This is a genomic window from Streptomyces sp. NPDC058751, assembly GCF_042746485.1.
Lineage (GTDB): Bacteria > Actinomycetota > Actinomycetes > Streptomycetales > Streptomycetaceae > Streptomyces.
Map to the genome: position 1 here is coordinate 79422 of NZ_JBHYPZ010000030.1, position 23058 is coordinate 102479.

Genomic DNA, 23058 nt, shown 5'->3' on the forward strand with positions numbered 1-23058 from the left:
GCTGTGCGGCACCTCGTCGCACCCGACGGATCCGCGCTGTCCGCCGGCCTCGATCGCCGGCGGACAGCGGCGGCAGGGGCAGCCGGGACCGTCAGGCGAGGGCGTCGAGCAGCTCACGCTCGCGCCGGGCGCTGAGGCCGGAGCGCCTCACCCGGTCGAGGCCCTGCTCGCGCTCCCAGCGCAGCGTGTCGGCCAGCAGGTCCGACCGGGACCGGTGGCGCAGCCCCGCGGCGCTCGCCGCGGATCCGTTCCGGGCCGAGAAGCCTTCCCAGCCCGGCTCGACCAGCCACATCGGCAGGGACTCGGGGCCCATGAACTCGGCCACGCCGTTCGCCGACAGCCACGCCGAGTCGGCGGTGACCACCGCGGCGGTGTGCCCGCCGACGGTACGGGACAGCTCGATCCACTCGTGGAACGGAACGACCGGGCCGACGGCGTCGTAGGTTCCGGTGGTCCCCGCCTCCGCGGCGTCGAGCAGCCAGGCGGTGAGGTCCCGCACGTCGACCACCTGGGTCGGCGTGTCCGGTGTGTCGGGAACCAGCATCGGCCCCTGCCGGTCGCGTGCGGCACGGGTCACCCAGTAGCCGGAGCGTCCGCTGTGATCGCCCGGGCCGCCGATGAGACCGGCGCGGGCGACGAGGAGCCGGTCGCCCACGACGGCCGCCGACGCCTGCTCACAGGCGACCTTGGCCTCGCCGTACGACGCGCGGTCGGCCTCGTTCCGGTCCGTCGGAGCGAGGAGGGCCGCGGACTCGTCCGCGTCCGGTGAGGAATGGTGGGCGTAGGCACTGACGGAGGAGACGTAGGCCCAGTGCCCGGCCCTGTCGCCCAGTGCCGCGACCGCTTCACGGACGAAGGCGGGCTGCCAGGACACCTCGACGACCGCGTCCCAGTCGCGGTCGAGCAGGCGTTCGTACGCCGAGGGGTCGCGCCGGTCGGTCGCCACCAGTCTCGCCCCGTCCGCGACTCCCCCGCTCTCACCGCGAGCCAGGCACGTCACCCGATGGCCGCGTTCGATCGCCAGCCGGGACAACTCCCGGCCCACCCAGGCCGTACCGCCCAGAACCAAGATCTCCATCCCGCCACCCAAACACCCCGGAGGCCTAACGCCCAGACCGTTCTGCCGACAGCAGATCCGGCCCACGGAAACGCCTCCGCCGTCCGCGCGGGACCACCGTTCCCGTGGACGGACCGGCTCCCGGAGGAGCCCCCGGCCGACGCCCGCCAGTCACCCACTGTGACGAACCGGAGTCGCATATGACATCAAGATAATCCAACATGGGCGTCAGGTCCTGAGACATCCATCGGCCTTCCCCCATCTTCCGACCGGCCGTCACGTCAGGCACACCGCCGACGACACCAGGACCGCCACCCGACTCCTCCGGCACCGGCCGGCCCACGGACCAGGCCAGCGAGACACCGGATCCCGGACTCCACGAAAGGCGCCGACATGCCCGTCAAGCTCGACAATCGCGAACCACTGTCATGGGTGAACGCCACCGGCGACGACGACACCATGCTGCAGAACCTCCAGGCGAACATCCTGAAGGGCCACGTCCGCGACCATCTGCACATCCTGCTGCTCCAGTTCGGCGCGGGCGAGCAGGGCGCCACGGAGGCCCGGGATTTCCTGACCCGACTGGCCCCGCTGGTGAAGTCGGCCAAGACGCAGCTCAAGGAGCTGGAAGAGCACAGGCTCAACGGCACCCCGGGCACGCCGTACGTCGGCGTGGGGCTGACCAGGCTCGGCTACGAGCGGCTGGGCCTGCCGTCGGACCGGACCCCTTCCGACGACGCCTTCCTGCGGGGGATGCGCGACCCCGGCACCCGGGACAAGCTGGGAGACCCGGAGACCGCGCAGTGGGAGGACGGGTTCCAGAAGGAGATCCACGCCGTCGTTCTGGTCGGTGACGAGAAGTCCGCCGACGCCGACGCCAGGCTCCAGGAGGTCGAGGCCCTGCTGCCCGGCTCCGTCCAGGTGGTCGGCAGGGAGCGGGGCCGCGCGCTGCACGACGCGGCGGGCCGCGGCATCGAGCACTTCGGCTACGTCGACGGCCGCAGCCAGCCGCTGTTCCTCACCGAGGACCTGGACCAGGAACGGCGGCAGCAGGACGGCACCTCGGTATGGGATCCGTTCCAGCCGCTGGAGCGCGTCCTGGTCACCGACCCGGCCGCGCCCAACCCCGGGACGGACTTCGGCAGCTACTTCGTGCTGCGCAAGCTGGAGCAGAACGTGCGGGCGTTCAGGGAGGCCGAGGAAGAACTCGCCGACGCCCTGAAGCTCGTCAACAGCGACCGCGAGCGGGCCGGCGCGATGATCGTCGGCCGCTTCAAGGACGGCACCCCGCTCACGCTGCAGAGCCGGCCCGGAGCGCACAGCCCGGTGATGAACGACTTCACCTACGCGAGCGACGGGGCCGCCGACAAGTGTCCGTTCCAGGCGCACATCCGCAAGACCAACCCGCGCGGGTCCGGGGGCTTCGGGTCCCCGGACGGCGAGCGACGCCACCTGATGGCCCGGCGCGGACAGACGTACGGGGAACGGGTGGACGGCGATCTGCCCGAGGGCGATGTCGGCCTGCTGTTCATGGCGTTCAACTCCGACCTGGGAAACCAGTTCGAGTTCACGCAGCAGACCTGGGCGAACAACGACGCCTTCCCCAAGTCCGGCGAGGAGCCGGCGCCCGGTCTCGACCAGGTCATCGGACAGGGCGAACGGCCGCCGGCCACCTGGCCGCGGGTCTGGGGCGAACCGGAGGGCCAGGAGGCCCCCGCCGCGCGGCAGGCGGTGACCATGAAGGGCGGCGAGTACTTCTTCATGCCGTCGCTCCCCTTCCTGCGCGGGGCGTGATCGGCGCCCGCCCGTCCACGGTGGGGCTCCGGCCACGATCCCGGCCGGAGCCCCCCGGAACGTCCGGCCGTCCGTGAGGCCGCGGGGCCTGCGGAAAAAGAGGGCGGAGACGGTACGCCGTGCGCGCGACCAGGCGATCCCGGGCGCGCCCACGGCGGCACAGGGCATTCGGTTCGATACGGCGCGGGTCGTCCTGTTCGCACCCTTCGCGGCCTGCGGGTCCCGTGCCCCGCCGGGAGGTGCCGACATGCCCCCGCCGTTCTCCGCCCCCGGGTCCGCCCCGGCCGTGGGCCATCAAGAGCCCCACCAGTAACGGGAGTTCGGGCCCCGGGACTCGGACCCCCTCTTCCTTGAGGACGTCACCGCGGCCGAGGACGATTCGCGGGCCCTACGCCTTCGACATCCCCGGCACCCCGTCATCCGCCCCGCCGCACCGGGCCGGCGTTTCCGCACGGGCCGGTGGCACCTACCTCGTCCCGCCGGTGCGGGACGGCGCTCCCCGTCCGGGAGCCGAGGTCTTCGGGTGAACACACCCTCTCCCCCCGATGGAAACGGAGACGCACGGTGATCGAAGAGATCTGGCTGTACCCGCCCCTGGCCTTCGCCCGGATGGGCCCGTCCCCCGAACCCTGCGAGAACTACCGCTACGCCGAGAGCGACCTCTCTCCTCGAGGCACCGGCAAGACGGTCGTCCTACCCGAACCCTCGCTCCACGTCGCCGCCGACGGCACTTTGACCGAACGGCAGCCACAGGGGAACAGGGTCCGGTTCAAGGACTCCGCCGGCTTCCGGCCCATCTGCCCCTTCTTCGAGGTCCACGGCACCTGGACCGTCGACGGACGGCGTGAGTCCGGGGCGATCACCACCGAGGTGCTGGACACGTTCGGCCTGGCACCCGGCAACGTGAGGTGGACCGTGGAGGTCGCCAACCTCAAGGCCCACCACTGCACCCGCGCACTTGGCGACCGCATCGACGCCAGGGTCGAGGTCCCGGGCGACGAGCACACCCGGCACCCCCTGCAAGGGAGCTCTCCCCAGGGAGCCTCCCGGCGCCTGGTACCGCAGGGGCGGCACGTGCCACTGGGCTCGGTGCAGATCCCCCGGCCCAGTGCGTCCTTCCCCGAGCTGCGCCTTCGCTTCACCCCCGCCGCGGGCCTGGTCTACGGGCCCAAGAACCTCCTGCAGCGCACCTCCAGGTATCCCTTGCCGACCGAACGGCTGTTCCTCTCATCGGACGCCTCCTGGTGTTCGTTCACCATCAAGAACGATCCGCGGACCGTGCCCGAGGGGCTCTTCGCCGGGGCGAACCAGCAGCTGGACACAGGGAACAACGGGACCTCGTTCGGTCTCGTGGACGACTCCTGCGACGGCCTGGTCAAGGTCGAGGTCGGCGGGCTGACCGCCCACGCGCGGGTCGTGGTCACCCCACCCGATTTCGCGCCCGACCGCAGACCCTTCACCTCGCTGGCCGACGGTCTCATGGACCGGGTGCGGCGGGCGGAGGTCCGGGACCCCGCGTACATCTCCGAGAAACCGCAGCTGACGGCTCTGGAGGTAAGAGACCTGTTCGAGCGGATCCTGGAAGCCATGGACGCCGTCAACGTGGACGCCCAGAACGACCGCGCGGGCGGCGACAACACCGCCTTCGGCCTCTCCCTGGCGGCGGGCCGTGCCCGGATGTTCCCGGTGCCGGAAAAACTCAGAGGCATCCAGCTCCCGCTGACCGAACGCGGACGGCGCAAGCACCGCCGTTTCGTGGCGCTGGAGGTCCTTGAGGACATGGTCCGTGAACAGCCGGACCTCATCCAGCGGTTCATCAGGAACCCATACGCGGATCCAGAGCCGTTCGACCGACGCATGCCGGTCGCCGTGCGGGGATCCGACGGCTTCCCCATGCACCTGACCCGCCGCCAGTACGACCTGCTGGTGGCCTGGGCCGACTCGGTGCGGGCCACGGCCGAGGAGGGGACATGAGCGTGTTGCTCCAGATCGGCCGCCGCCCGCCGGAACCGGACCCGCCGACGGACGTCGAAGCCGGACCGCTCGGGCTCGGAGCCGAGGCCAAGGTGTTCCGCAGCGCTCACGGCGCCCACTTGTTCATCGCCGACGGCAGCCGGATCTACGACCTCCCGGACGACACCACCGCCGCCCGTCTGGAGGCATGGACGGCGACCGCCCGGGACCCGGCGCAGGACGCCGCCCTGGCCGCGGAACTCGGCCTGCCGATGTGGGGCGGAGAGGGCCTACCCGGCCCCCGGATCGACGGCACCCCGGCCGAGGTGCCGCCGCTCGCCTCCCTGTCGCTCAATGTCATGCAGGCCTGCAACCTCAGCTGCGGCCACTGCTACGCCGACGAGGGCCGGTTCGGCGGATCCGCCCGCGCCATGTCCCGCGAGACCGCCTTCGCCGCCGTGGACCGGCTCCTCTCGGAGGCCGCGCCCGGAGCCGGTGTCGTCGTCGGGTTCATGGGCGGTGAGCCGCTCCTCGCCCGCGACCTGGTGCACGAGGTGACCCGGTACGCGACCCGGGCCGGAACCGCCGCCGGGCACGCCGTCCGGTTCGCGCTGACGACCAACCTCACCACGGTCCGGCCCGAGGACGCCGAGTTGTTCGCGACCCACCCGTTCACCGTGGCCGTCAGCCTGGACGGCGACCGGGCGGGGCACGACGCGCTGCGCCGGTCGCCCGGCGGAGGCAGCGCGTACGACCGGCTGCGGGCCGGTCTCGAGGTACTGCGTCGACACGGACGGCCGCGCCACCTCTCGGCCCGAGTCAGCGTCACCCCGTACACAGGGCGGCTCCTGGACATCCTGGAGCACGGCATCGGCCTGGGCTTCGACGAGGTCGGCTTCGCGGCCGTGGTCAGCGCGCCGACCCCTGCGTACGAGATCGACACGGCGGCCTTCACCGGCTTCCTGGAGCAGATGATCGCCTGTGGGGAAGCGGCACTGAGCGAGCTGTCGGCCGGACGCCCCTACCCGTTCGGCAACTTCCAGACCGCGATGTACGAGCTGCACGCGGGCGGGCACCGACCCTACCCCTGCGGCGCGGGCGCCGGGTATCTCAGCGCCTCCGCCGAGGGCGGCCTGTACGCCTGCCATCGGCTCGTGGACGACCCCGCCTTCCGCATGGGTTCGGTGGCCGAAGGCCCCGACCAGGGCGCGAGGGCCGGCCATCTGGCAGCCCGCCATGTGGACCGGGCCGAGCCCTGCCAGTCCTGCTGGGCCCGCTACCTGTGCGGCGGCGGCTGCTACCACGAGGTCAGCCGACGCGGCAGGCCAGGCTGCGACTACATCCGCGGCTGGCTGGCCTTCTGCCTGCGTGCCTACATCGAACTCGGCCAGGCGGCACCGGAGTTCTTCCGGCAGGCGGCGGTGTCCGACCTGCCGGCCGATCCCGCGGCCCTCGCCCGCTGACCAGCCGCCCCGCCCCTCCCCGGCCGAAGGAGCCGACCATGAACGACCCGACCCCCGGCAACGCCGATCTTCCCGTACCCCACGGGAAGATCTTCCCCCGCAACCTCACCGCGCGCGCCGACCACATGGTCCGCGGCAACCCGGCCGGCTCCCGCCCTGAAAGCGGGGTCGACAACTGCTTCCCCGGCCTGGAGTTCGACCAGCGCAATCTGGACAAGTGCTTCTTCCCCGGCCTGACCGTCGACTTCCACCACCCCTCGGGCTCACGGGTGATCGCCGTCACCGAGGGTGCCGATACCGTTCAGGGCCTCACCGACGACGACGTCAGGGGAACGGCGCAAGCGCCGTTCCGGCTCCACGTCTGGGCGGTGTGCGGGCGGACCGAGGTCGACCAATCGGAGGCCCAGGCCCCGGTGTTCGCCGCCACCGACAGCATCGGCATGGAGCTGTGGCGCTTCGTCCACGATCTGCTGCCCGGCCGGATCGCCATCCGCCTCGGGCCCACGCCGGGAAGCGAGTCGCACGGCGAGACCGGGGTGCCCGGCGGAAGCCTCAACACCTTGCGGAGAACGAACCAGAGCAGCGTGCAGCGCAACGCGAGCGGGGCGGTGACCAGTGCCGTGCTGGTCGCCGACCGGGCCGACTACCTCACCACCGAGGGTGTCATCGACCCCGAGGCGTACCTCCCGGGCGATCTCACCCGGAGCCTGTGCGCGCCCTGGCAGTACGACTTCCGCGAATGCGGCTGCTTCTACTGGGCCGCCTCCAAACCCGACATCTCCGCCAGCCCGGACGGGCGGTTCCACCCCCTCAACTTCCAGCGCGCGAACCGCACCGCCTTCCCACCCCCGCTGGACCTGCCCACTATCGGCGCGCGCGGTTCTCTGGAGCTCAACCACCCGCAACTGATCACGAACTGGAACGTTCTGCCTGTCGTGCTCAACGGCCGTGAGGACGACAGTCTGGGAATCCCCGCCCCGCTCGGGCTGAATCCGATGAGTCGCGCCGACGTGATCAGGGAGCTGGAGCGACTGGCCGTGGTCGAGCACGCACTGTGCCTGGAGTACCTCTACGCGCACTACTCCCTGGCCGCCCCGCTCGCCCTCCCCGCGACCACGGAGCCGGATGCGTCCGTCCGCGACTTCTTCGCAGCGGCCAATGAGGTGTTCGCCGTCGCGGTGGACGAGATGCGCCACCTCCGGTGGGTCAACGAGATCCTCGGAGTCCTGGGGCGGCCGACCGTCCTCACCCCACCCACGGAGGATTTCGTCATCCAGGAGGCGAGCGGTACGAAGTTCCGGTTGGAGCGGCTCACCGAGGAACAGCTGGACTGGTTCATCAAAGTGGAGGAGACCAGCGCCGATCTCAATCCACAGGGCATCGACGGAATGTACATCCGGCTGCACCAGACCATCATGGACAAGCAGGAGGAATACCCCCAGGCCGACCGGCTGTCGCACCTCATCAAACTGATCATCGACGAGGGCGTCGACCACTTCGGGCGGTTCCAGAAGGTCAAGGCACACCTCGCCCCGTTCAGCGAGAACGAATACCTGCGGACGCTGGCGAAGAACCCGGACACTCCGCTGGACCAGAAGCTGCTCGAACTAGGAGACCTCAACTACGCCATGCTCCTGGGCACACTGAAGGACAGCCTGCAGCACGGCGACCTCGCAGGCGGGGTGATGATCAGACAGGCCCGTCAGGCGATGACCAACTTCCACGAGGTCAACCACCTGCTCGCCTCGCGCGGGGTGGCCCCCCGGTTCCAGGCATCCGGTCCGTTGGGCAACGGTCAGGCCACGCTCGCCGCCGCCCGGGCCGCCATGACGCTGCAACAGAGCATCGCCTCGCTGGACGGACTCGCCCTGGGAGCCATGATGGCCCGCCACCGGACCGACACACAGGCGCTGATCGACGCCCTCAGCACGTGACGACCGGCCTCACCAGCGGCAGCCGCAGCACCGTCGCGATCGCCGGATCCGGACTGGCCGAACTCACCTGCGCCTGGCTGCTCGCCTCGCGAGGCCACCGGGTCCGGATCCGGCCCCGCCCCTCGTACGGTGCCCGCCCGCTGCTCCTGGGCGAGGAGACCCTCGCCCTGCTGCACGCCCTTTGGGGCGCCGGACCGCCGGCCGACAGCCACCGGCTGACCCACCGCCACGTCTGCTGGGCCCCGGGACCTCCCGATCCGCCCCTCTCGCAGCCGGCGACGGTCGTGGACGGCGCCCTGCTGTGCTGCCGGCTCCTCGACCGGCTTGCCGCCCATCACCCCGAGACCGTCCGCACCGGACCCGACTCCTCCGGTGCGCCGCACTGGACCGTCACCGCCGACCCGCCGGCAGGGCACCCCGGCGAGCACCGGACCGCCGGCCGCCGACATCTCCTGGCCGGCGAGGCCCCGCTCGCCGCCGGGCAGAACGACACCACGGCCCGCCTCGACCGCACCGATCTGGGCTGGCTCCACCTCACCCCGCTCGGCAACGGCCGGGCCTTGCTCCAGGCCATGGTTCCGGGACCCGTCGGACGCCCCGCCGACCTGCTGGGCCGGCTCCTTGCCGCGTCCGCGCTGGCCCACTGCCTGCGGCGCCCCCCGGACACCGTGCTGGCACTGCCCGCCGCCCCCCGGCTTCACCCCGTCCCGGCCACCGCCCCGACCGCCGGCACCCCGGGCGTGCTTCTCGTCGGCGCGGGCGCCATCCGGTACGACCCGCTGAGCGGCACGGGCACCGCGCAGGCCCTGCGTACCGCCGTCCTGGCCGCCGCCGTGATCGACTCCGCCGCGGCCGGCACCCCGGCGGACCGGCTGTGCGCCCACTACGCGGCCCGCCTGCGCACCGCGTTCCGCGACCATCTGGCAACCTGCGCCCGGCTCTACCCCCAGGCGTTCCCCGCCGCCACCGCCTGGCAGCACGAGCTCGACGCCTGCCGGCCGGGGTGACGGCCGGTTGTCCGCCCCTCGAACCGTGGACGATCCGCACGAACCGCACACCGGGCGCCGCCCAGTGCCCTTGGCGAGGGCATTTCGAGTTCGGGCAGGGAGAAGAAACCGGAGATCGCCTCCACGATCCGCTCCTCGACGTCACCTCTGCCGAGATCCGCCCCGGGCCCCATCAGGTTCGCCGCCGTGAGGGCGGGCAGCAGCAGGTCGGGCTCCTCGCCCGTCCGGTAGTGCGGAGTCTCGAAGCCGAAGGCGGTGATCGGTTGTCCGTCGCGGAGGTGCCGGAACGAGGGGCCGTGGGCTTCGACGAGGCATGATTCGGTCACGAACACGACGAGTTCGCAGCCGACGGCCGGGCACGACCGCCCGCAGAGGTCTCCCGGAAGAAGAGGACGTCGACTTCCTCATGGTGCGGAAGGGGGCCGCGTATCCGGTGCCTCACACCGGGCACCGTAGAGGAACCCGCTGACAGGCCGGCCTCAGCCGCGGAGTGGTCCGGGTACCGGAAAGCCGTCGGCGACGAGGCGTTCCCGGGGCGGATGGGCGTCGTCGGGCTGCTCGCGGACGTGCGCGTCCACCGGGGGATCCGCGCGGCCGCCGTCCGCGCCCAGGCGCGCGAGCAGGCGCAGTCCGTCCTCGGCGGGGCTGCCGGGGGCGGCGGACAGCACCAGCAGCTCCATGCCCGACTCGTCCGGCAGCGCGAAGTTCTCCTGGTGCAGGTCCAGCAGGCCGACCAGCGGGTGACGGTACGCCTTGCGTCCGTGTGTGCGGGCGCGCACGTCCGCGCGGGCCCACAGGCGGCGGAAGCGCTCGCTGCCCATCGCCAGTTCACCGACGAGAGAGGCCAGACGGGGATCCTCGGGGTATTTTCCGGCGGCCAGGCGCAGGTGCCCGACCACGTCGAGGGTGCAGTTCTCCCAGTCCGCGTAAAGGCCGCGCTCGGCCTCCTCGAGGAAGATGTGCCGGGCGGTGTTCAGGCCCGGCATCGGCCGACCGAAGAGGAGCCCGGCAAGGCGGTTCCCGGCGAGCACGTCCAGGCGGTGGTTCATGATCAGCGCGGGTACGTCGGCGACCAGGTCGAGGACGCGCAGCAGTTCCGGCCTGACCCTCCCCCGGCCTCCGGCCTGGGGGACCCCCTTGCCCGGCGCCTTCACGCGGCGGCGCTGCCGGGCGAGCCGGTCGAGGTGCCCGCGTTCGGTCTCGTCGAGGCCGAGGACGCGGGCGAGCGCGTCGAGGACCTGCTCGGAGGGCTGCGTCGCGCGCCCCTGCTCCAGGCGTACGTAGTAGTCGACGCTGACTCCGGACAGGTGCGCGACCTCTTCGCGGCGCAGCCCCGCGACCCGGCGGCGGCTGTCGGCGGGAATGCCGACGGCCGCCGGGTCGACCCGGGAGCGCCGGATCCTCAGGAAGCCCGCGAGATCGTCCACGCCCCCAGTATGGCCTCGGAGTTGCCCGTGAAGGTGGTCCTGCCGGTACCAGGAAGTCCCGTCCGACGGAAGGGGCGTCCCTGAACGCCGGACGTCGCGGCGCCCAGGATCGAAGGCATCCGATCCGAAGGAGTTCCCGTGAAGACGCTGATCGTCCACGCCCACCCGGAGCCGAAGTCGCTCAACGGCTCGCTGAAGGACCTCGCGGTGTCCACGTTGGAAAGCGCCGGGCACGAGGTGCGGGTGAGCGATCTGTACGCGATGGACTGGAAGGCGGTCGCGGACGCCGCGGACTACGGCTCCCACGCCTCGAGTCCCCTGAAGGTCGCCCTGGATTCGGGCCGGGCCTTCGACGCCGGGACGCTCACCCCGGACGTCCGCGCCGAACAGGAGAAGCTGTTGTGGGCCGACACGATCATCTTCCAGTTCCCGCTGTGGTGGTACACCATGCCCGCGATCCTCAAGGGCTGGGTGGACCGGGTGTTCACCTACCACTTCGCCTACGGCGTCGGCGAACACAGCGACACGAAGTACGGTGAGCGCTTCGGCGAAGGAACCCTCGCGGGCAGGAGGGCCCTGCTGTCGGTGACGGCCGGAGGCCCGGAGTCGCATTACGCCGCTCGCGGGATCAACGGCCCCATCGACGACCTGCTGTTCCCGATCCAGCACGGGATCCTCTACTACCCGGGCATCGAGGTGCTGCCGCCGTTCGTCCTGTACGGCACCGACCGGATGACCGCCGAGGACTACCAGGACGTCGCCAAGGCCTGGGAGCAGCGCCTGATCACCCTGGAGTCGACCGAGCCGATCACGTTCCGGCGGCAGAACGCCGGCGACTACGAGATCCCCTCGCTGCATCTGAAGGAGGGACTGGAGCCCGCGGGCCGCACGGGTTTCGGGCTGCACGTACGCGGCTGACCGACGGCGACGGCCAGGGCGATCAACCGGTCCGCACCTCGGTGTTCTGGCAGGCGTGCAGCAGCCACCTTCCGTCGTCCTGCCTGGTCATGACGTAAAGGGGCGCGCCTTCCGTGTCGCCTTCGGGCGAGTGGTGGATCTGGCGCACCTTGACGGCCACGACGTCGGGCCGCAGGAACTGTGCGTGCACCGCCTCGTAGGTGACTTCGCCGTCCCGGTCTGCGGAGGGCAGTACGGTGCGGGTGAACTCGGCGATCGCGTCGAACCCGATGAGGACCTTGCCGTGTCCGGTCGTCCAGAGCGCATCGGGACGGAACAGCGCGAGGAATCCTTCCGCGTCCTTGGCACGCTGGGTGCACTCGACGGTGGCCACGACCTCTTCGATGGCCTTGATGTCTGCTTCGAGGGCCTCGATGTCCGCGGTTTCGGTGGTCATGCGGAACACTCTGGGACCTCAGGCCCGCTTGAGGTCGAGGTCCGCAGGTCCCGCCGGTCGGGACCGGCCCGGGCACGCTCGTCGCGTGCCCGGGCCGTGCGGTCCCGTGGCCGTACGCGGATCAACCCCGGGTCAGGCGGACAGTGCCTGGTGGAGGGCGTCGAGGCCGTCGCGGTAGATGCTCGCGAACAGGTCTTCGACCTCGGCGTCGGTGACACCGTCGGGGGTGAAGCGGCCGGACCACTGGACCTCGGCGAGGTCGTCCCGGCCGGCGACCGGGTGGACGCGGAGGGTGGAGACGTAGCCCGTGACCGGGAACGGCGCCTCGAGGATGGCGTAGCTGTAGTGACGTCCGGCCTCGTCGAAGGAGACCAGGCGCTCGATGATGGCGTCGCCGTCCGGGTTGGTCAGACGGCGGACCCGGCCGCCTTCGAGCGCGGTGCTCTCGGGGATGTACGGGAGCCAGTCGGGGAGGGCGTCGAACCCTCCGATGAGGTCCCAGACCCGCTGGGGGGAGGCGGGGACGACGCGGGAGACGGAGGTGGAGGCCATGTTCTTCTCTCCTGGGAAGTGGTGGGGGCAGTGCGGGGGGTCAGGCGTTGTTCGGGAGCGGGGCGGCGGGGCTGACCAGGCCGGCGGCGCGGAGGTCGGTCCAGAACGCGGCCGGGACGGTCTCGTTCAGGGCCGCGGTGTCCTCGGCGATGCGGCTGGGGCGGGTGGCGCCGGGGATGACGGCGGCGGCCGCCGGGTGGGCGAGGGAGAACTGCTGGGCGGCCGCCTTGACGCTCACCCCGTGCTTCTCGGCCAGGGACTTCAGCCTGCCGACCCGCTCGACGATCTCGGCCGGAGCCTGCTGGTACTCGAAGTGGGTGCCGCCGGCGAGGATGCCGGAGCTGTAGGGGCCGCCGACGACCATGTCGACGTCCTGCTCCTGGGCCATGGGCAGGAGGCGCTGGAGGGCGTGGTCGTGGTCGAGGAGGGTGTAGCGGCCGGCGAGGAGGAAGCCGTCGGGGCGGGGCTCGTCGAGGGCGAGGGTCAGTTCGACGGGCTCGGTGCGGTTGACGCCGAGGCCCCAGGCCTTGATGACGCCCTCGTCGCGCAGCCGGGACAGGACGCGGAAGGCGCCGGTGCGGGCTTCCTCGAACTTCTGGAGCCACAGGTCGCCGTGGAAGTCCTGGGCGATGTCGTGGACCCAGACGATGTCGAGGCGGTCGGTGCCCAGGCGCTTCAGGCTGCCCTCGATGGACCGCTCGGTGGCCTCGGCGGTCCACTCGTGGACGATCTTGTTCGGATTGCCGTGCTCGAACAGGCCGCCCTTCTCGCCGAAGTCGGGGACGGCGGTCTCGTGCTCGTCGAGGACCACCCGGCCGACCTTGGTGGACAGGACGTAGGAGTCGCGGGGCTTGGCCGACAGGACCTCGCCGAGGCGGGTCTCGGCGAGGCCGGCGCCGTAGAAGGGGGCGGTGTCGTAGAAGCGGACGCCGTGGTCCCAGGCCGCTTCGACGGTGGCGCGGGCCTCGTCGTCGGGGATCGCGCGGAACATGTTGCCGAGCGGGGCGGTGCCGAAGCCGAGACGGCCGGGAAGGATCTTCTTGAGTGACACGGGAATGCCTTTGCTTGTGCGTGGGGGGTCCGGTACGGAGGGGCGCGAACGACGCTTCAGTTGCGAGCGCGCCTTACATGCGAGAACAATACTTGCATGCGCGGGCTATTGCAAGCGAGTGGTTTCCGGTCGGGACGTCCGCGTCCCCGGCGTGGGGAAATGCGGCAGCACGTCCTCCGCGAGCTCGTGCAGCAGCTCGTCCACGGGCCTGTCGTTGGGCCGCAGGTTGAACGACACATGGGCGACCCCCAGTGCGGACATCCGCTCCAGGTGGTCGACCAGGGCCCGGCTTCCCGTGCTGAGGCCGAGCCGGACGGGGCGCGGCGCGGCACCCGGGTCCTCGTGCAGGTTCAGCACCATCGGTGTGAGGTACGGCTTGCCCTCGTCTCCCGTGAGCCGCCGCCATTCCTGCGTCTTCATCTTCAACGCGCCCAGGTCGCGCGGGTAGTTGAGGGAGGCGTCGGCGTGTTCGGCGATCCACTCGGGGGTCTGCCGCGCACCGCCGGCGACCGCGATCGGGATCCCCGCCGGGTCGACGGTCCTGGGCAGGACCTCCAGCCGCCGGTCCGCGTCGAGCCCGGCCCGGGCGAGTTCCAGCGGTCCGTGGCGCCAGGCGGCGCGCAGTGTCTCCACGCCCTCGCGGAAAGCGGTGCCGCGGGCGGGGAAGTCCCGTCCGAACAGGGGGTACTCCACGGGACGGTCGCCGCTCGCGACCCCGAGCAGCATGCGGCCGCCGGACAGGACGTCCACGGTGGCGGCGGCCTTGGCGACGAGCAGGGGCTCGCGAAGGGGCAGCACCACCGCGCCGGTGCCGAGGACGACGTGGTCGGTGACGGCGGCCAGATGGCCGAGGTGGGTGAAGGTCTCGAAGACCGATCCTGCGTCGCCGAAGTGGGTGGGGTCGTAGAGGGGCACGTCGCGCAGCCACAGGGCGGCGAAGCCGAGCCGGTCGGCGAGCCGGGCAAGCCGGGTGTGCCCGGTCAGGTCGGGAACGCCGAAGGGACGGCCGGCCGCCCGGTCGGCGTCCTGTCGGGACGGGCCCCAGTCGTTGTCGAGGGGCAGTTCGAGACCGAGGGTGAGCCGGCCGCCGGTCTCGGCGGGGGCCAGGCGGGCGAGTGCGGGACGGGGGGACGTCACGGTGGATCCTTCCGGGACGAAGGGGCGTACGGGAACGGGGCCCCGTTCGCGGGCGTCTGCCCGGAACGGAGCCCCGTGGGGAGGAAGGACGTATCGGCTCAGTTGAGCTCGTCGGGGTGCGGACCGGTGCGCAGACCGCGGTCGAGCGCGGCCACGGACCGCATCTCCTCGTCCGTGAGCGCGAAGTCGAAGACGTCGAAGTTCTCGCGGATCCGGGCCGGGGTCACCGACTTGGGGATGACGACGTTGCCCAGCTGCAGGTGCCAGCGCAGCACGACCTGGGCCGGGGACTTGCCGTACCGGGCCGCCAGGTCGCCGACGGACCGGTCGCCGAGGACGGCGCCCTGGGCGAGCGGGCTCCACGCCTCGGTGGCGATCCCGTGCCCGGCGTGGAACGCGCGCAGCTCGGCCTGCTGGAGGCCGGGATGCAGTTCGATCTGGTTGACGGCCGGGATCAGCGTGGAGCCCTCCATCAGCCGCAGCAGGTGGCCGGGCTGGAAGTTGGAGACTCCGGCGGCGCGGACGCGCCCCTCCTCGGCGAGTCGCTCGACGGCGCGCCAGGAGTCCCGGTACAGGTCGCGGGCGGGCGCCGGCCAGTGGATCAGGTAGAGGTCCACGTGGTCGAGGCCGAGCTTGGCCAGGCTCGCGTCGAAGGCGCGGAGGGTGGCGTCGTACCCCTGGTCGGCGTTCCACAGCTTCGTGGTGACGAACAGTTCCTCGCGGGGCAGCCCGGAGGCGGCCAGCGCGCGGCCCACCCCGGCCTCGTTGCCGTAGATCGCTGCGGTGTCGATGCTGCGGTAGCCGGTCTCGAGCGCGGCCGTGACGGCGGCGGTGGTCGCGTCGTCGGGGACCTGGAAGACGCCGAAGCCGAGCTGGGGGATCTCGACCCCGTTGTTCAGGGTCACGGTGGGGACGGTGGAGGGTGCCATGGTGTGCGGATGTTCCTTCACGGGGTGCGCGGGGTGAGGGTGTAGCGGACGGTCTGGGCGCTGATGAGGCCGTCGCGGAAGACGAAGGTGTCGACGCCGTCGGTGACCTGGTGGGTGGCGCCGGTGGCGGACCACTGCAGGAACAGGACGTCCCCGGCGAAGCTCGGGGTCAGCCGCCAGTCGGCGTCGGGGAGGTCGGCCAGCAGCCGCCCGATGCCCTCCTGGACGCCCTCACGGCCGGTCAGGACGCCGTCGGGGGTCACGAAGACCGCGTCCTCCGTGTAGTTGCGGCTGATCAGGTCGAGGTCGCCGGTGCCGAGGCGGGTGCCGTGGTCGGCGAAGACCTCCTGCGGGGTGCGGGTCATCGGGAGAGCTCCTCGAGCGCGGTGGCGGCGAAGGCGTGGTCCTGCTCGGGCGCGCCGCCGCCCACGCCGATGGCGCCGACGAGCCGGCCGTCGCGGTGGACGGGGATGCCGCCCGCGATGAACAGCAGCGGACGGTCGAGCGCGGTCGGCAGGGAGTGGAAGGGCCCGTCGGGCTTGACCAGGTCGACCAGGTCGGCGGTCGGGGCGTTCAGCTGCAGTGCCGTGTACGCCTTGCGGGTGCTGGTCTCGCCGGAGATCAGGACCGCCCGGTCGTCGCGGCGGAAGGCGAGCGGGTGGCCGCCGGCGTCGAGGACGGTGACGCTGACGGCGACCCCGGCCGTCTCGGCGGCGCGGCGGGCGGCGCCGATCAGGGTCTCGGCCTCGGCGGTCGTCAGCGGGATGACGGCGGTCGTGGTGGTGCTCATGGCGCTTCTCCTTGGGGTGATGTGCGGAAGTCGAAGGGAAGAGGGGTCAGTGGTGTACGGGGGTACGGGCGGGGGTGCCGGCGGCGACGGCCGGCTCGGCCGCGGGGGCGCGGCGCTCCAGGGCCGCCGACCAGAGGGCCAGGCCCAGCGCGGCCGCGGCGAGGACGGCGCCGACCCAGTTCGGGGACGTGTAGCCGAAACCCGCGGAGATCACGAGTCCGCCGAGCCAGGCGGCCAGCGCGTTGCCCAGGTTGAAGGCGCCGATGTTGACGGCTGAGGCCAGCGTGGGGGCGGCGTGCGCCTGGTCGAGCACCCGCTTCTGCAGCGGCGGCACGGTGGCGAAGCCGAGCGCTCCGACGAGCAGGATGGCGACCGCGGCGAGGATCTTGTCGTGGGCGAACACCGTGAACAGCGCGAGCACGACCGCGAGCCCGCCGAGCGTGACGTACAGCATGGGCATCAGGGCCCGGTCGGCGAACCGGCCGCCCAGCAGGTTGCCGAGGAACATGCCGATGCCGAAGAGGACCAGGAGCCAGGTGACGGCGCCGTCGGAGTAGCCGGCGACACGGGTCATCATCGGCGCGATGTAGGTGATCGCGGCGAAGACGCCGCCGAAGCCGAGCACGGTCATCGCCATGGCGAGCAGGACCTGCGGGTTGCGGAAGGCGGTGAGTTCCCGGCGCAGGTGGGCGCCCTCGGGGCGCGGCATCGCGGGCACGAGCTTGAGGATGCCGAGCAGTCCGACCACGCCGAGCGCGGCGACGATCGCGAAGGTGGTGCGCCAGCCGACCGCCTGCCCGACGAAGGTGCCCAGCGGCACGCCCACGATGTTCGCGACCGTCAGACCGGTGAACATGGTGGCGATGGCTCCGGCCTTCTTGTCCGGGGCGACGAGGCCGGCGGCGACGACGGACCCGAGGCCGAAGAACGAGCCGTGGGCGAGCGAGGTGATCACGCGGCCGGTCAGCATCATCCCGAAGTTCGGGGCGAGTGCGGACAGGATGTTGCCGAGCACGAACAGGCCCATCAGCAGCATGAGCATCCGCTTGCGGCTCACCTTGTTGCCGAGCACCGTCAGCAGCGGCGCGCCGAGGACGACGCCGAGCGCGTAGCCGGTGACCAGCAGGCCCGCCGTGGGGATGGAGACGCCGTAGGTCGCGGCGATGTCGGGAAGCAGCCCCATGATCACGAATTCGGTGGTGCCGATTCCGAAGGCCCCGATGGCCAGGGCGAGGAGTGCGAGAGGCATGGGCTCGACCTTCTACGATTGCTTGAGTGAGCTCCTTAGAGGCTTCGACAATAGTTGCAGGCGCGCTATAAATGCAAACGCGGCTAACCCTCGCGCGGTATGACTGTGGGCTCGGGGGGAGCACGGGCCCGGTCCCGTACGGAGGCGCCGGCCCGTGGAAAGGGGATCGGTCACCGGCAGGCGGGGACGGGGGCGACAGGAGCGGGATGCTTGTGTCCGCCCGCTACCGGCCCCGGCCGGTATTTTTCCCCGCGCGCCTATCCTGGCTCCTGTCCCCCGGAAGGAGATACGGACCGATGACCGCCACAGACCCCGCCCTCACCGCCCTCGCCAGTGGATGGGGCGCGCTCTCCCTCCTGCACGGCAAGATCGAGACGCGCATCGAGCGCGCCCTCCAGTCCGGGCACGACCTGAGCGTCCGCGAGTACTCGCTCCTCGACGTGCTCAGCCGTCAGCACGACGGCGAGGGCGGACACCTCCAGATGAAGCAGGTCGCCGACGCGGTCGTGCTCAGCCAGAGCGCCACCACCCGGCTGGTCTCCCGCCTGGAGGACCGGGGCCTGCTGTCCCGGTACCTGTGCCCCACCGACCGCCGCGGCATCTACACCGACGTCACCGCGTCCGGCCTGGCACTCCTGGAGGAGGCCCGGCCGACCAACGACGCGGCCCTGCGGGAGGCACTCGACGAGGCGGCGAAGAACCCGGAGCTGGCCTCGCTGGTCGAAGCCGTCGAGGCCGCCGACGACCCGGCGCCGCGCCCGTAGCGAGCCGGCCACGGGCGCGGACCGGCACCGGTCAGCCGCCGAGCCGGTTCAGCATCTGCTGCGTCTCTCTGACGCGTCCGACGCACAGCGTGTGAAAGACGTCCACGGAACGTCCGGCGGCCGACTGGAACAGGTCGACGGCCAGTTTCAGCCAGCTCGACTTGCCTTCCGGTTTCCATGCGAAGGGGTCGGCCGTACGGGCCAGCCGCGCGGCCTGCCTGATGGCTTCGGCGCGCTTGAAGCGGTTCACGGGGTGCTCCATGTCGAACTGCGCCTCCAGCAGGACACGGCACGCGTCGAAGCAGTCGTACGCCCGCCGTGCCGCCTCGGCACCTTCGTGCCGCGCGTCCGGATCGCTCTCGGCACCCCGTGTCTCGGCCTGTCGCAGATAGAGCTGACCGAGTCCGTCGATGAGGCCAACGTCGGTGAAGTCGTCGTAGAGCAGTTGAGCGAGGTTCTGCGGCTCGTCGCCCGGTCCGGTCCCGGTGCCGGCACCCGGTTCGGCCTCCGTGCCCTCGCCCGGCTCGCTCTCCGTGTCCTCGCCCGGTTCCGTGGGCGAGTAGCGCCTGTTGTGCAGGTACCTGCCGATGCTCCTCGTGTAGTCGGTGCCGATGAGCTTGTCGAACGCGGCGTCGATGCGTCGCTGGTCGACCGGCGCTCCGGCCTCCAGCCGGATGCGCTCGCGCAGCACGATCACCTGCTCCGACTGGAAGCGGTGGGTGAGCGGTTCCTCCAGCTGCGCGGCCGCCCGCTCGAGTGCCGCCTCGCGCTCCGACGGATCCGGCGATCCGTAGCGGACGTGGCGGAGCAGGGCCTCCGCCATCTCGATCTGCGCCTGGCGTCGCTCCTGACCGCTCCTCGTGACGCGGATCACCGATTCCAGGGCCTCGGCCGCCTCGGTGTACTCCCACAGGTAGCGGTGGAGCCGCGCCCGGGCCAGCCCGATCGAGGTGCTGGGCGGACACTGCTCCTCCGCCCTGTCGAGGACCCTCCAGGCCGGGCCGTAGTCGACGCTCTGTCCCGCCCTGCCCGAGGAGTGCTGGTGCGCCGCGCGGAGGCGTTGGTACTCGCGTTCCAGGTCGCAGCGCAGCAGAGCCGTGCCGACGGTCGGTCCGTAGCGCGTCTCATGACCCTCCAGAGCGCGGGCCCGCTCCCTGTAGACCTGTTGCAGCGGATCCAGCCGGGCGTCGGAGTTCTGCTCCTTCGCCGCTGCCGCCTGCCTCAGGCTGCGGCCGCGAAGGTGCCACTCCTCCACGATGCACAGCCGGGCCAACTGCGCGTGGAGCTGGGTTCTGGCTTCCTGCGTGTCGAGCCATTCCCGTGTCCTGCGGACCGCTCGGCGCAGTTCCTGCGTCGCGGCCGGGCCTTCCGGGCCGCCCGCCTGTATCCGCCCGTAATGGCTCACGCACTCCAGCCAGACGCGGTGGGCACGGGCGCTCGGGGCACCGCGCACGGCCCGCACGGCGTGCCGCTTGGCCGTTCCGGCCTCCGCCGCCGCCTCGCGGAAGCGCTCGTTCTGCTCCAGCGACCACGCCTTGAAGTCGGCCGTCCGGGCGAGCTCCAGCAGCCCGACGGCGTCACCGGCCTCGGCCTGCTGCACGAGGATCTCCTCGTACGGCAGGAGCAGGGCCATCGCGTCGTTCGCGCCGTCCAGCCGAAGGATCGGATCGGCCTGGCGGCGGTGCACGCTGCGGAGAAACCTGGCGACGGTCAGACGCACCGACAGCCCCCAGGCCGGGAGGGGCCCGTACGAGCCGGTGAGGACGCCGGTGACGAGCTCCACCAGGGCGGACCGTTCGTCGTCGGACCGCAGCTCGAACGCCTGGTACTTCGCCGCGTCGAGGAGTCTTTGGGTCCACAGGTGCCGCAGTGCCGTGGTGGGCGCGCAGCGTTCGAGGGCCACACCGCCGAGACGCACGGCCTCCGCCCACGCCTCCAGCCGTTCCGGCTCGTTGTCGGCCGTTCTCGCCCGGGCGCGGTTGGCCCGCATGCGCAGGTTGAGCTGTGTGGCCTCGCCCCCCGTCGTGTTCGGCAGGGGCAGCAGTTCCAGCAGGTCGTGGGCGAGACCGGTGCTGGTCCTCGCCTCGGCGAGCTGGTGCTTGTCCACCTGGAGGTCCGCGGTGTTGAGCAGCCAGGAGACGGTCCAGACGAGCCGGCTCACCCTCCCCTTCTCGATCCGCCGGGCGCCCTCGCTCAGCACCTCGGCGACACCGGTGCGGACCCGCAGCATGTCGTCGTCGCATCCGTAGCGGCGTCCGCCCAGGTACAGGGCGTTCTCGATCGACCGCAGCATCTGCGGGGGGATGCCGGGCACGCGGTGGCACAGGATGTCCACGGCTTGCCGGCACGCCTCGACGAACCGGGACTCCGCCCGTGCCGTCACCGGCTCGCGCATCGCCGCGTTCAGCCGGGAAACGGCGCGGTAGAGCATCTCGTTGCCGTCGCTCGGCTGTCCGCCGTCGACGCCCAGGACGTCGAGCGCCGCCTCCTCCACCGGACTCGTGCTCGGCTCGCCCGGCTGGACGATCGATTTCGTGTCCAGCGCGTTGGCGAAGTCCTTGACCCACAGGTCGAGCCGGGGAAGACGACCGTCGGCGCGGGCCCTGAGCCAGCCCAGCGCGCACTCCACCGCGAACAGGAGCGCCCGGTGCTTGTCGTCACCCTCCTCGTCCTCGAAATGGGGGAGGACGGCGTCGAAGAACGTCTTCGCGCTCCGGTGCAGCGTCTCGTCCAGCAGCTCCGGGTCCTGGGCGGCCGGGCCGAACAGGGCGCTCTCCTCCGACCGCAGCGGCTCCGCCTCGTCGACGTCCAGAGCGGCGAGCGTCATGTTCCGCAGCGCCGCCCAGGTGGCGCGGCTCAGTTCGTACCGCGGTGTCTCCTCGGACGGCTGCCGTTCGACGAGCACGCCGTGGGTGACGAGTCGCCGGAACGTCGCGGACCGGATCCCGGAGTCGGTGAGGACGTCCTGCGGCACGGGGAGACGCTCGGTCATCGCCCAGACGACGAGCGGGGCGAGGGGGCCCGGAGAGCCCGAGCCGTCGAACAGCCCGCACGCGGCTTCCTCGAGCACCTCGGTGATGGTGACGCGGCAGGCGTCGAGGAGGTCCAACGCGACCGCCACCGGGTCGGCGTCGTGCGGGCCCTCGTCGATGTCGTACCGGTTCGCGTGCTGGTCGGCCCCGAACAGGAGGATGCCGGGACGGCGGACGAGGCTTTCGCCCGCCAGGTCGATGACCTGGCCGACGTCCACGCGGACGTCGCGTTCGTCCAGCTCGGCCGACAGGAGCTCGACGGCTTCCTCCGGGGAGAGCGGACCGAGCCGGACCGGACCCATCTGGCGCAGCTGCCTGCCCCCGTTGGCCTGGAGGCGCGTCGCGGAGGCGATCAGCACCACCGCTCGCCGGAGCGCGGAGTTCCCGAGGACTTCGTCCAGGTCCGCCTCGAGATCGGCGACGCGCTCCCCGAAACGGGCGCAGTCGATGACGGCCACGATGTCATGGCCGCGAGCGGCGCCCGAGAGGGTGCCCAGCATGTGCTTGATCTTGCGTTCGGTCGAGATCGTGTCCTCGCCGTACTCCTCGACCGTGAACAGGTCCGCGTCGAGCTGTGTGGCCAGCGCCCGTGACACCGGGAACCGGCTCCCGCACCCGGGCACGTCCAGGTCCAGCAGCCCCCAGGGGCGGTCGGCCCCGAGTGCGCGGTGGAAGTCCTCGTCCCCGACCAGCCGCTCGATGAAGGCGGACTTGCCGGTGTGCTCGGGGCCGACGACCGAAAGGACCCTGCCGCCCTGCGAGGCCAGGGAGCGCGCGTTCCGCAGCTCCTTCCCGCGTCCCACGAACCTGCGCGACGAGCCGACCGGAAGGGCGGAGAGCCATGACGGCAACGCCGTCTGCGGCACCGCGCCCGGCACCGGTGCCGGGCCGGCCTCGACCACCACGAGGTCGGGTGGTGCCGTCCCGTGCTCGCGCAGCAGGTCCTGGAAGCCGGGGTCCGCGCCGAACGCCTGGGCGGGACAGGCGTGCAGACGGTGGTTCCGGAACGCGTGGTCGTCGTGGACGACCACGCCGACCAGGCGGTCTCCGCAGAAGACGGCGGCACCGGACGCGCCGGCCCACGCCTGCCGGCCGTCCTCGCGCTCGCCCGGGGCGATGACCTGGTTCAGCGCGTACAGGTCGTGGGCACCACGGCCACCGGTCAGCGGGGGCAGGCTCCCCTCCAGCTGCTCGACCTTGCGGTGCCCGTCGGCCGTCCGTGTCGCGAGCGGGAAGGCGAGACCGAGGTAGGGCACCGGGTGGTTTCCGCCGACCCAGCCCCAGAGCACCTCTCCGGGTAAGTCCACGGCGGCGTCCAGCTCCAGCAGGGCCACGTCACGGCCCCCGCCGTGGACCCAGCGGACTTCCGCCCTCCGGTGCTCGACGGGACAGCGGGCGGGGTGGCCGACGTACACGTCGATACGGGGCCACGGCAGGGCGGATGCCCGCCGCTCCACGACGTGACGGGCGGTGAGCACCAGACGGGGCGCGACGAGGTAGCCACTGCCGCAGCCCTGTCCGTCCCCGTCCTGGCCGCGGACGTCGACCAGCCTCAGCGGGTCCAT

Annotated in this window: 19 protein-coding genes; 7 read left to right on the forward strand and 12 right to left on the reverse strand. The window is 71.8% G+C overall.

Annotated features, from left to right (window positions below; all coding sequences use genetic code 11):
• Positions 1 to 91: 91 nt before the first annotated feature.
• Complete coding sequence (locus ACFW6B_RS26280; RefSeq protein WP_386599400.1) at positions 92 to 1078, reverse strand: NAD-dependent epimerase/dehydratase family protein; 987 nt, start codon at positions 1076 to 1078, stop codon at positions 92 to 94.
• Between the two features lie 372 nt (positions 1079 to 1450).
• Here ACFW6B_RS26280 and ACFW6B_RS26285 point away from each other — a divergent pair, with 372 nt between their 5' ends.
• From ACFW6B_RS26285 to ACFW6B_RS26305, 5 genes are all read left to right on the forward strand, one after another.
• Positions 1451 to 2851 (forward strand): Dyp-type peroxidase, encoded by a 1401-nt coding sequence (locus tag ACFW6B_RS26285; protein WP_386599403.1) that lies wholly within the window; start codon positions 1451 to 1453, stop codon positions 2849 to 2851.
• A 564-nt stretch (positions 2852 to 3415) separates the two neighbouring features.
• Positions 3416 to 4825, forward strand: a complete 1410-nt coding sequence (locus tag ACFW6B_RS26290) for a hypothetical protein (protein WP_386599405.1) — start codon at positions 3416 to 3418, stop codon at positions 4823 to 4825.
• Positions 4822 to 6267: a radical SAM protein gene (locus ACFW6B_RS26295; protein ID WP_386599407.1), complete on the forward strand. Its 1446-nt coding sequence runs from the start codon at positions 4822 to 4824 to the stop codon at positions 6265 to 6267. The genes ACFW6B_RS26290 and ACFW6B_RS26295 overlap by 4 nt, the downstream gene beginning before the upstream one ends.
• Positions 6268 to 6305: 38 nt before the next feature.
• Positions 6306 to 8201 carry a ferritin-like domain-containing protein gene (locus ACFW6B_RS26300; protein WP_386599409.1) on the forward strand — a complete coding sequence of 632 codons (1896 nt, stop codon included), beginning with the start codon at positions 6306 to 6308 and terminating at the stop codon, positions 8199 to 8201.
• Positions 8198 to 9208 carry a hypothetical protein gene (locus ACFW6B_RS26305; protein WP_386599412.1) on the forward strand — a complete coding sequence of 337 codons (1011 nt, stop codon included), beginning with the start codon at positions 8198 to 8200 and terminating at the stop codon, positions 9206 to 9208. The genes ACFW6B_RS26300 and ACFW6B_RS26305 overlap by 4 nt, the downstream gene beginning before the upstream one ends.
• Here the strand turns inward: ACFW6B_RS26305 and ACFW6B_RS26310 are convergent.
• Entirely contained in the window at positions 9142 to 9534 is a 393-nt protein-coding gene (locus ACFW6B_RS26310) for a hypothetical protein (protein ID WP_386599414.1), read from the reverse strand. The two genes, ACFW6B_RS26305 and ACFW6B_RS26310, sit on opposite strands and share 67 nt — an antisense overlap.
• 153 nt (positions 9535 to 9687) lie before the next feature.
• Positions 9688 to 10635: a helix-turn-helix transcriptional regulator gene (locus ACFW6B_RS26315; RefSeq protein ID WP_386599416.1), complete on the reverse strand. Its 948-nt coding sequence runs from the start codon at positions 10633 to 10635 to the stop codon at positions 9688 to 9690.
• A 138-nt stretch (positions 10636 to 10773) separates the two neighbouring features.
• On the opposite strand from ACFW6B_RS26315, the gene ACFW6B_RS26320 reads away from it, so the two are divergent.
• A complete protein-coding gene (locus ACFW6B_RS26320) occupies positions 10774 to 11553 on the forward strand; it encodes an NAD(P)H-dependent oxidoreductase (protein WP_386599418.1) in 780 nt (259 codons plus the stop codon).
• A 22-nt stretch (positions 11554 to 11575) separates the two neighbouring features.
• On the opposite strand, the gene ACFW6B_RS26325 is transcribed toward ACFW6B_RS26320, so the two are convergent.
• From ACFW6B_RS26325 to ACFW6B_RS26360, 8 genes are all read right to left on the reverse strand, one after another.
• On the reverse strand, positions 11576 to 11989 hold the full coding sequence (locus tag ACFW6B_RS26325; RefSeq protein ID WP_386599420.1) for an SgcJ/EcaC family oxidoreductase: 414 nt from the start codon (positions 11987 to 11989) through the stop codon (positions 11576 to 11578).
• A gap of 132 nt (positions 11990 to 12121) precedes the next feature.
• On the reverse strand, positions 12122 to 12541 hold the full coding sequence (locus ACFW6B_RS26330) for an SRPBCC family protein (protein WP_386599422.1): 420 nt from the start codon (positions 12539 to 12541) through the stop codon (positions 12122 to 12124).
• Positions 12542 to 12581: 40 nt separating this feature from the next.
• The gene (locus ACFW6B_RS26335; protein WP_386599424.1) at positions 12582 to 13592 is read right to left on the reverse strand and encodes an aldo/keto reductase; all 1011 of its coding nucleotides are present in this window, start codon (positions 13590 to 13592) and stop codon (positions 12582 to 12584) included.
• A 105-nt stretch (positions 13593 to 13697) separates the two neighbouring features.
• Positions 13698 to 14729 (reverse strand): TIGR03571 family LLM class oxidoreductase, encoded by a 1032-nt coding sequence (locus ACFW6B_RS26340; RefSeq protein WP_386599426.1) that lies wholly within the window; start codon positions 14727 to 14729, stop codon positions 13698 to 13700.
• Between the two features lie 98 nt (positions 14730 to 14827).
• Positions 14828 to 15658, reverse strand: a complete 831-nt coding sequence (locus ACFW6B_RS26345) for an aldo/keto reductase (RefSeq protein ID WP_386599429.1) — start codon at positions 15656 to 15658, stop codon at positions 14828 to 14830.
• A gap of 17 nt (positions 15659 to 15675) precedes the next feature.
• Positions 15676 to 16023: a nuclear transport factor 2 family protein gene (locus ACFW6B_RS26350; RefSeq protein WP_386599430.1), complete on the reverse strand. Its 348-nt coding sequence runs from the start codon at positions 16021 to 16023 to the stop codon at positions 15676 to 15678.
• Entirely contained in the window at positions 16020 to 16448 is a 429-nt protein-coding gene (locus ACFW6B_RS26355) for a heme-binding protein (protein ID WP_386599432.1), read from the reverse strand. The genes ACFW6B_RS26350 and ACFW6B_RS26355 overlap by 4 nt, the downstream gene beginning before the upstream one ends.
• A 46-nt stretch (positions 16449 to 16494) precedes the next feature.
• A complete protein-coding gene (locus tag ACFW6B_RS26360) occupies positions 16495 to 17697 on the reverse strand; it encodes an MFS transporter (protein ID WP_386599434.1) in 1203 nt (400 codons plus the stop codon).
• Positions 17698 to 17993: 296 nt separating this feature from the next.
• On the opposite strand from ACFW6B_RS26360, the gene ACFW6B_RS26365 reads away from it, so the two are divergent.
• Positions 17994 to 18461: a MarR family winged helix-turn-helix transcriptional regulator gene (locus ACFW6B_RS26365; RefSeq protein ID WP_386599436.1), complete on the forward strand. Its 468-nt coding sequence runs from the start codon at positions 17994 to 17996 to the stop codon at positions 18459 to 18461.
• A 31-nt stretch (positions 18462 to 18492) separates the two neighbouring features.
• Here ACFW6B_RS26365 and ACFW6B_RS26370 read toward each other — a convergent pair whose 3' ends face one another.
• Complete coding sequence (locus ACFW6B_RS26370) at positions 18493 to 23058, reverse strand: trypsin-like serine protease (protein WP_386599438.1); 4566 nt, start codon at positions 23056 to 23058, stop codon at positions 18493 to 18495.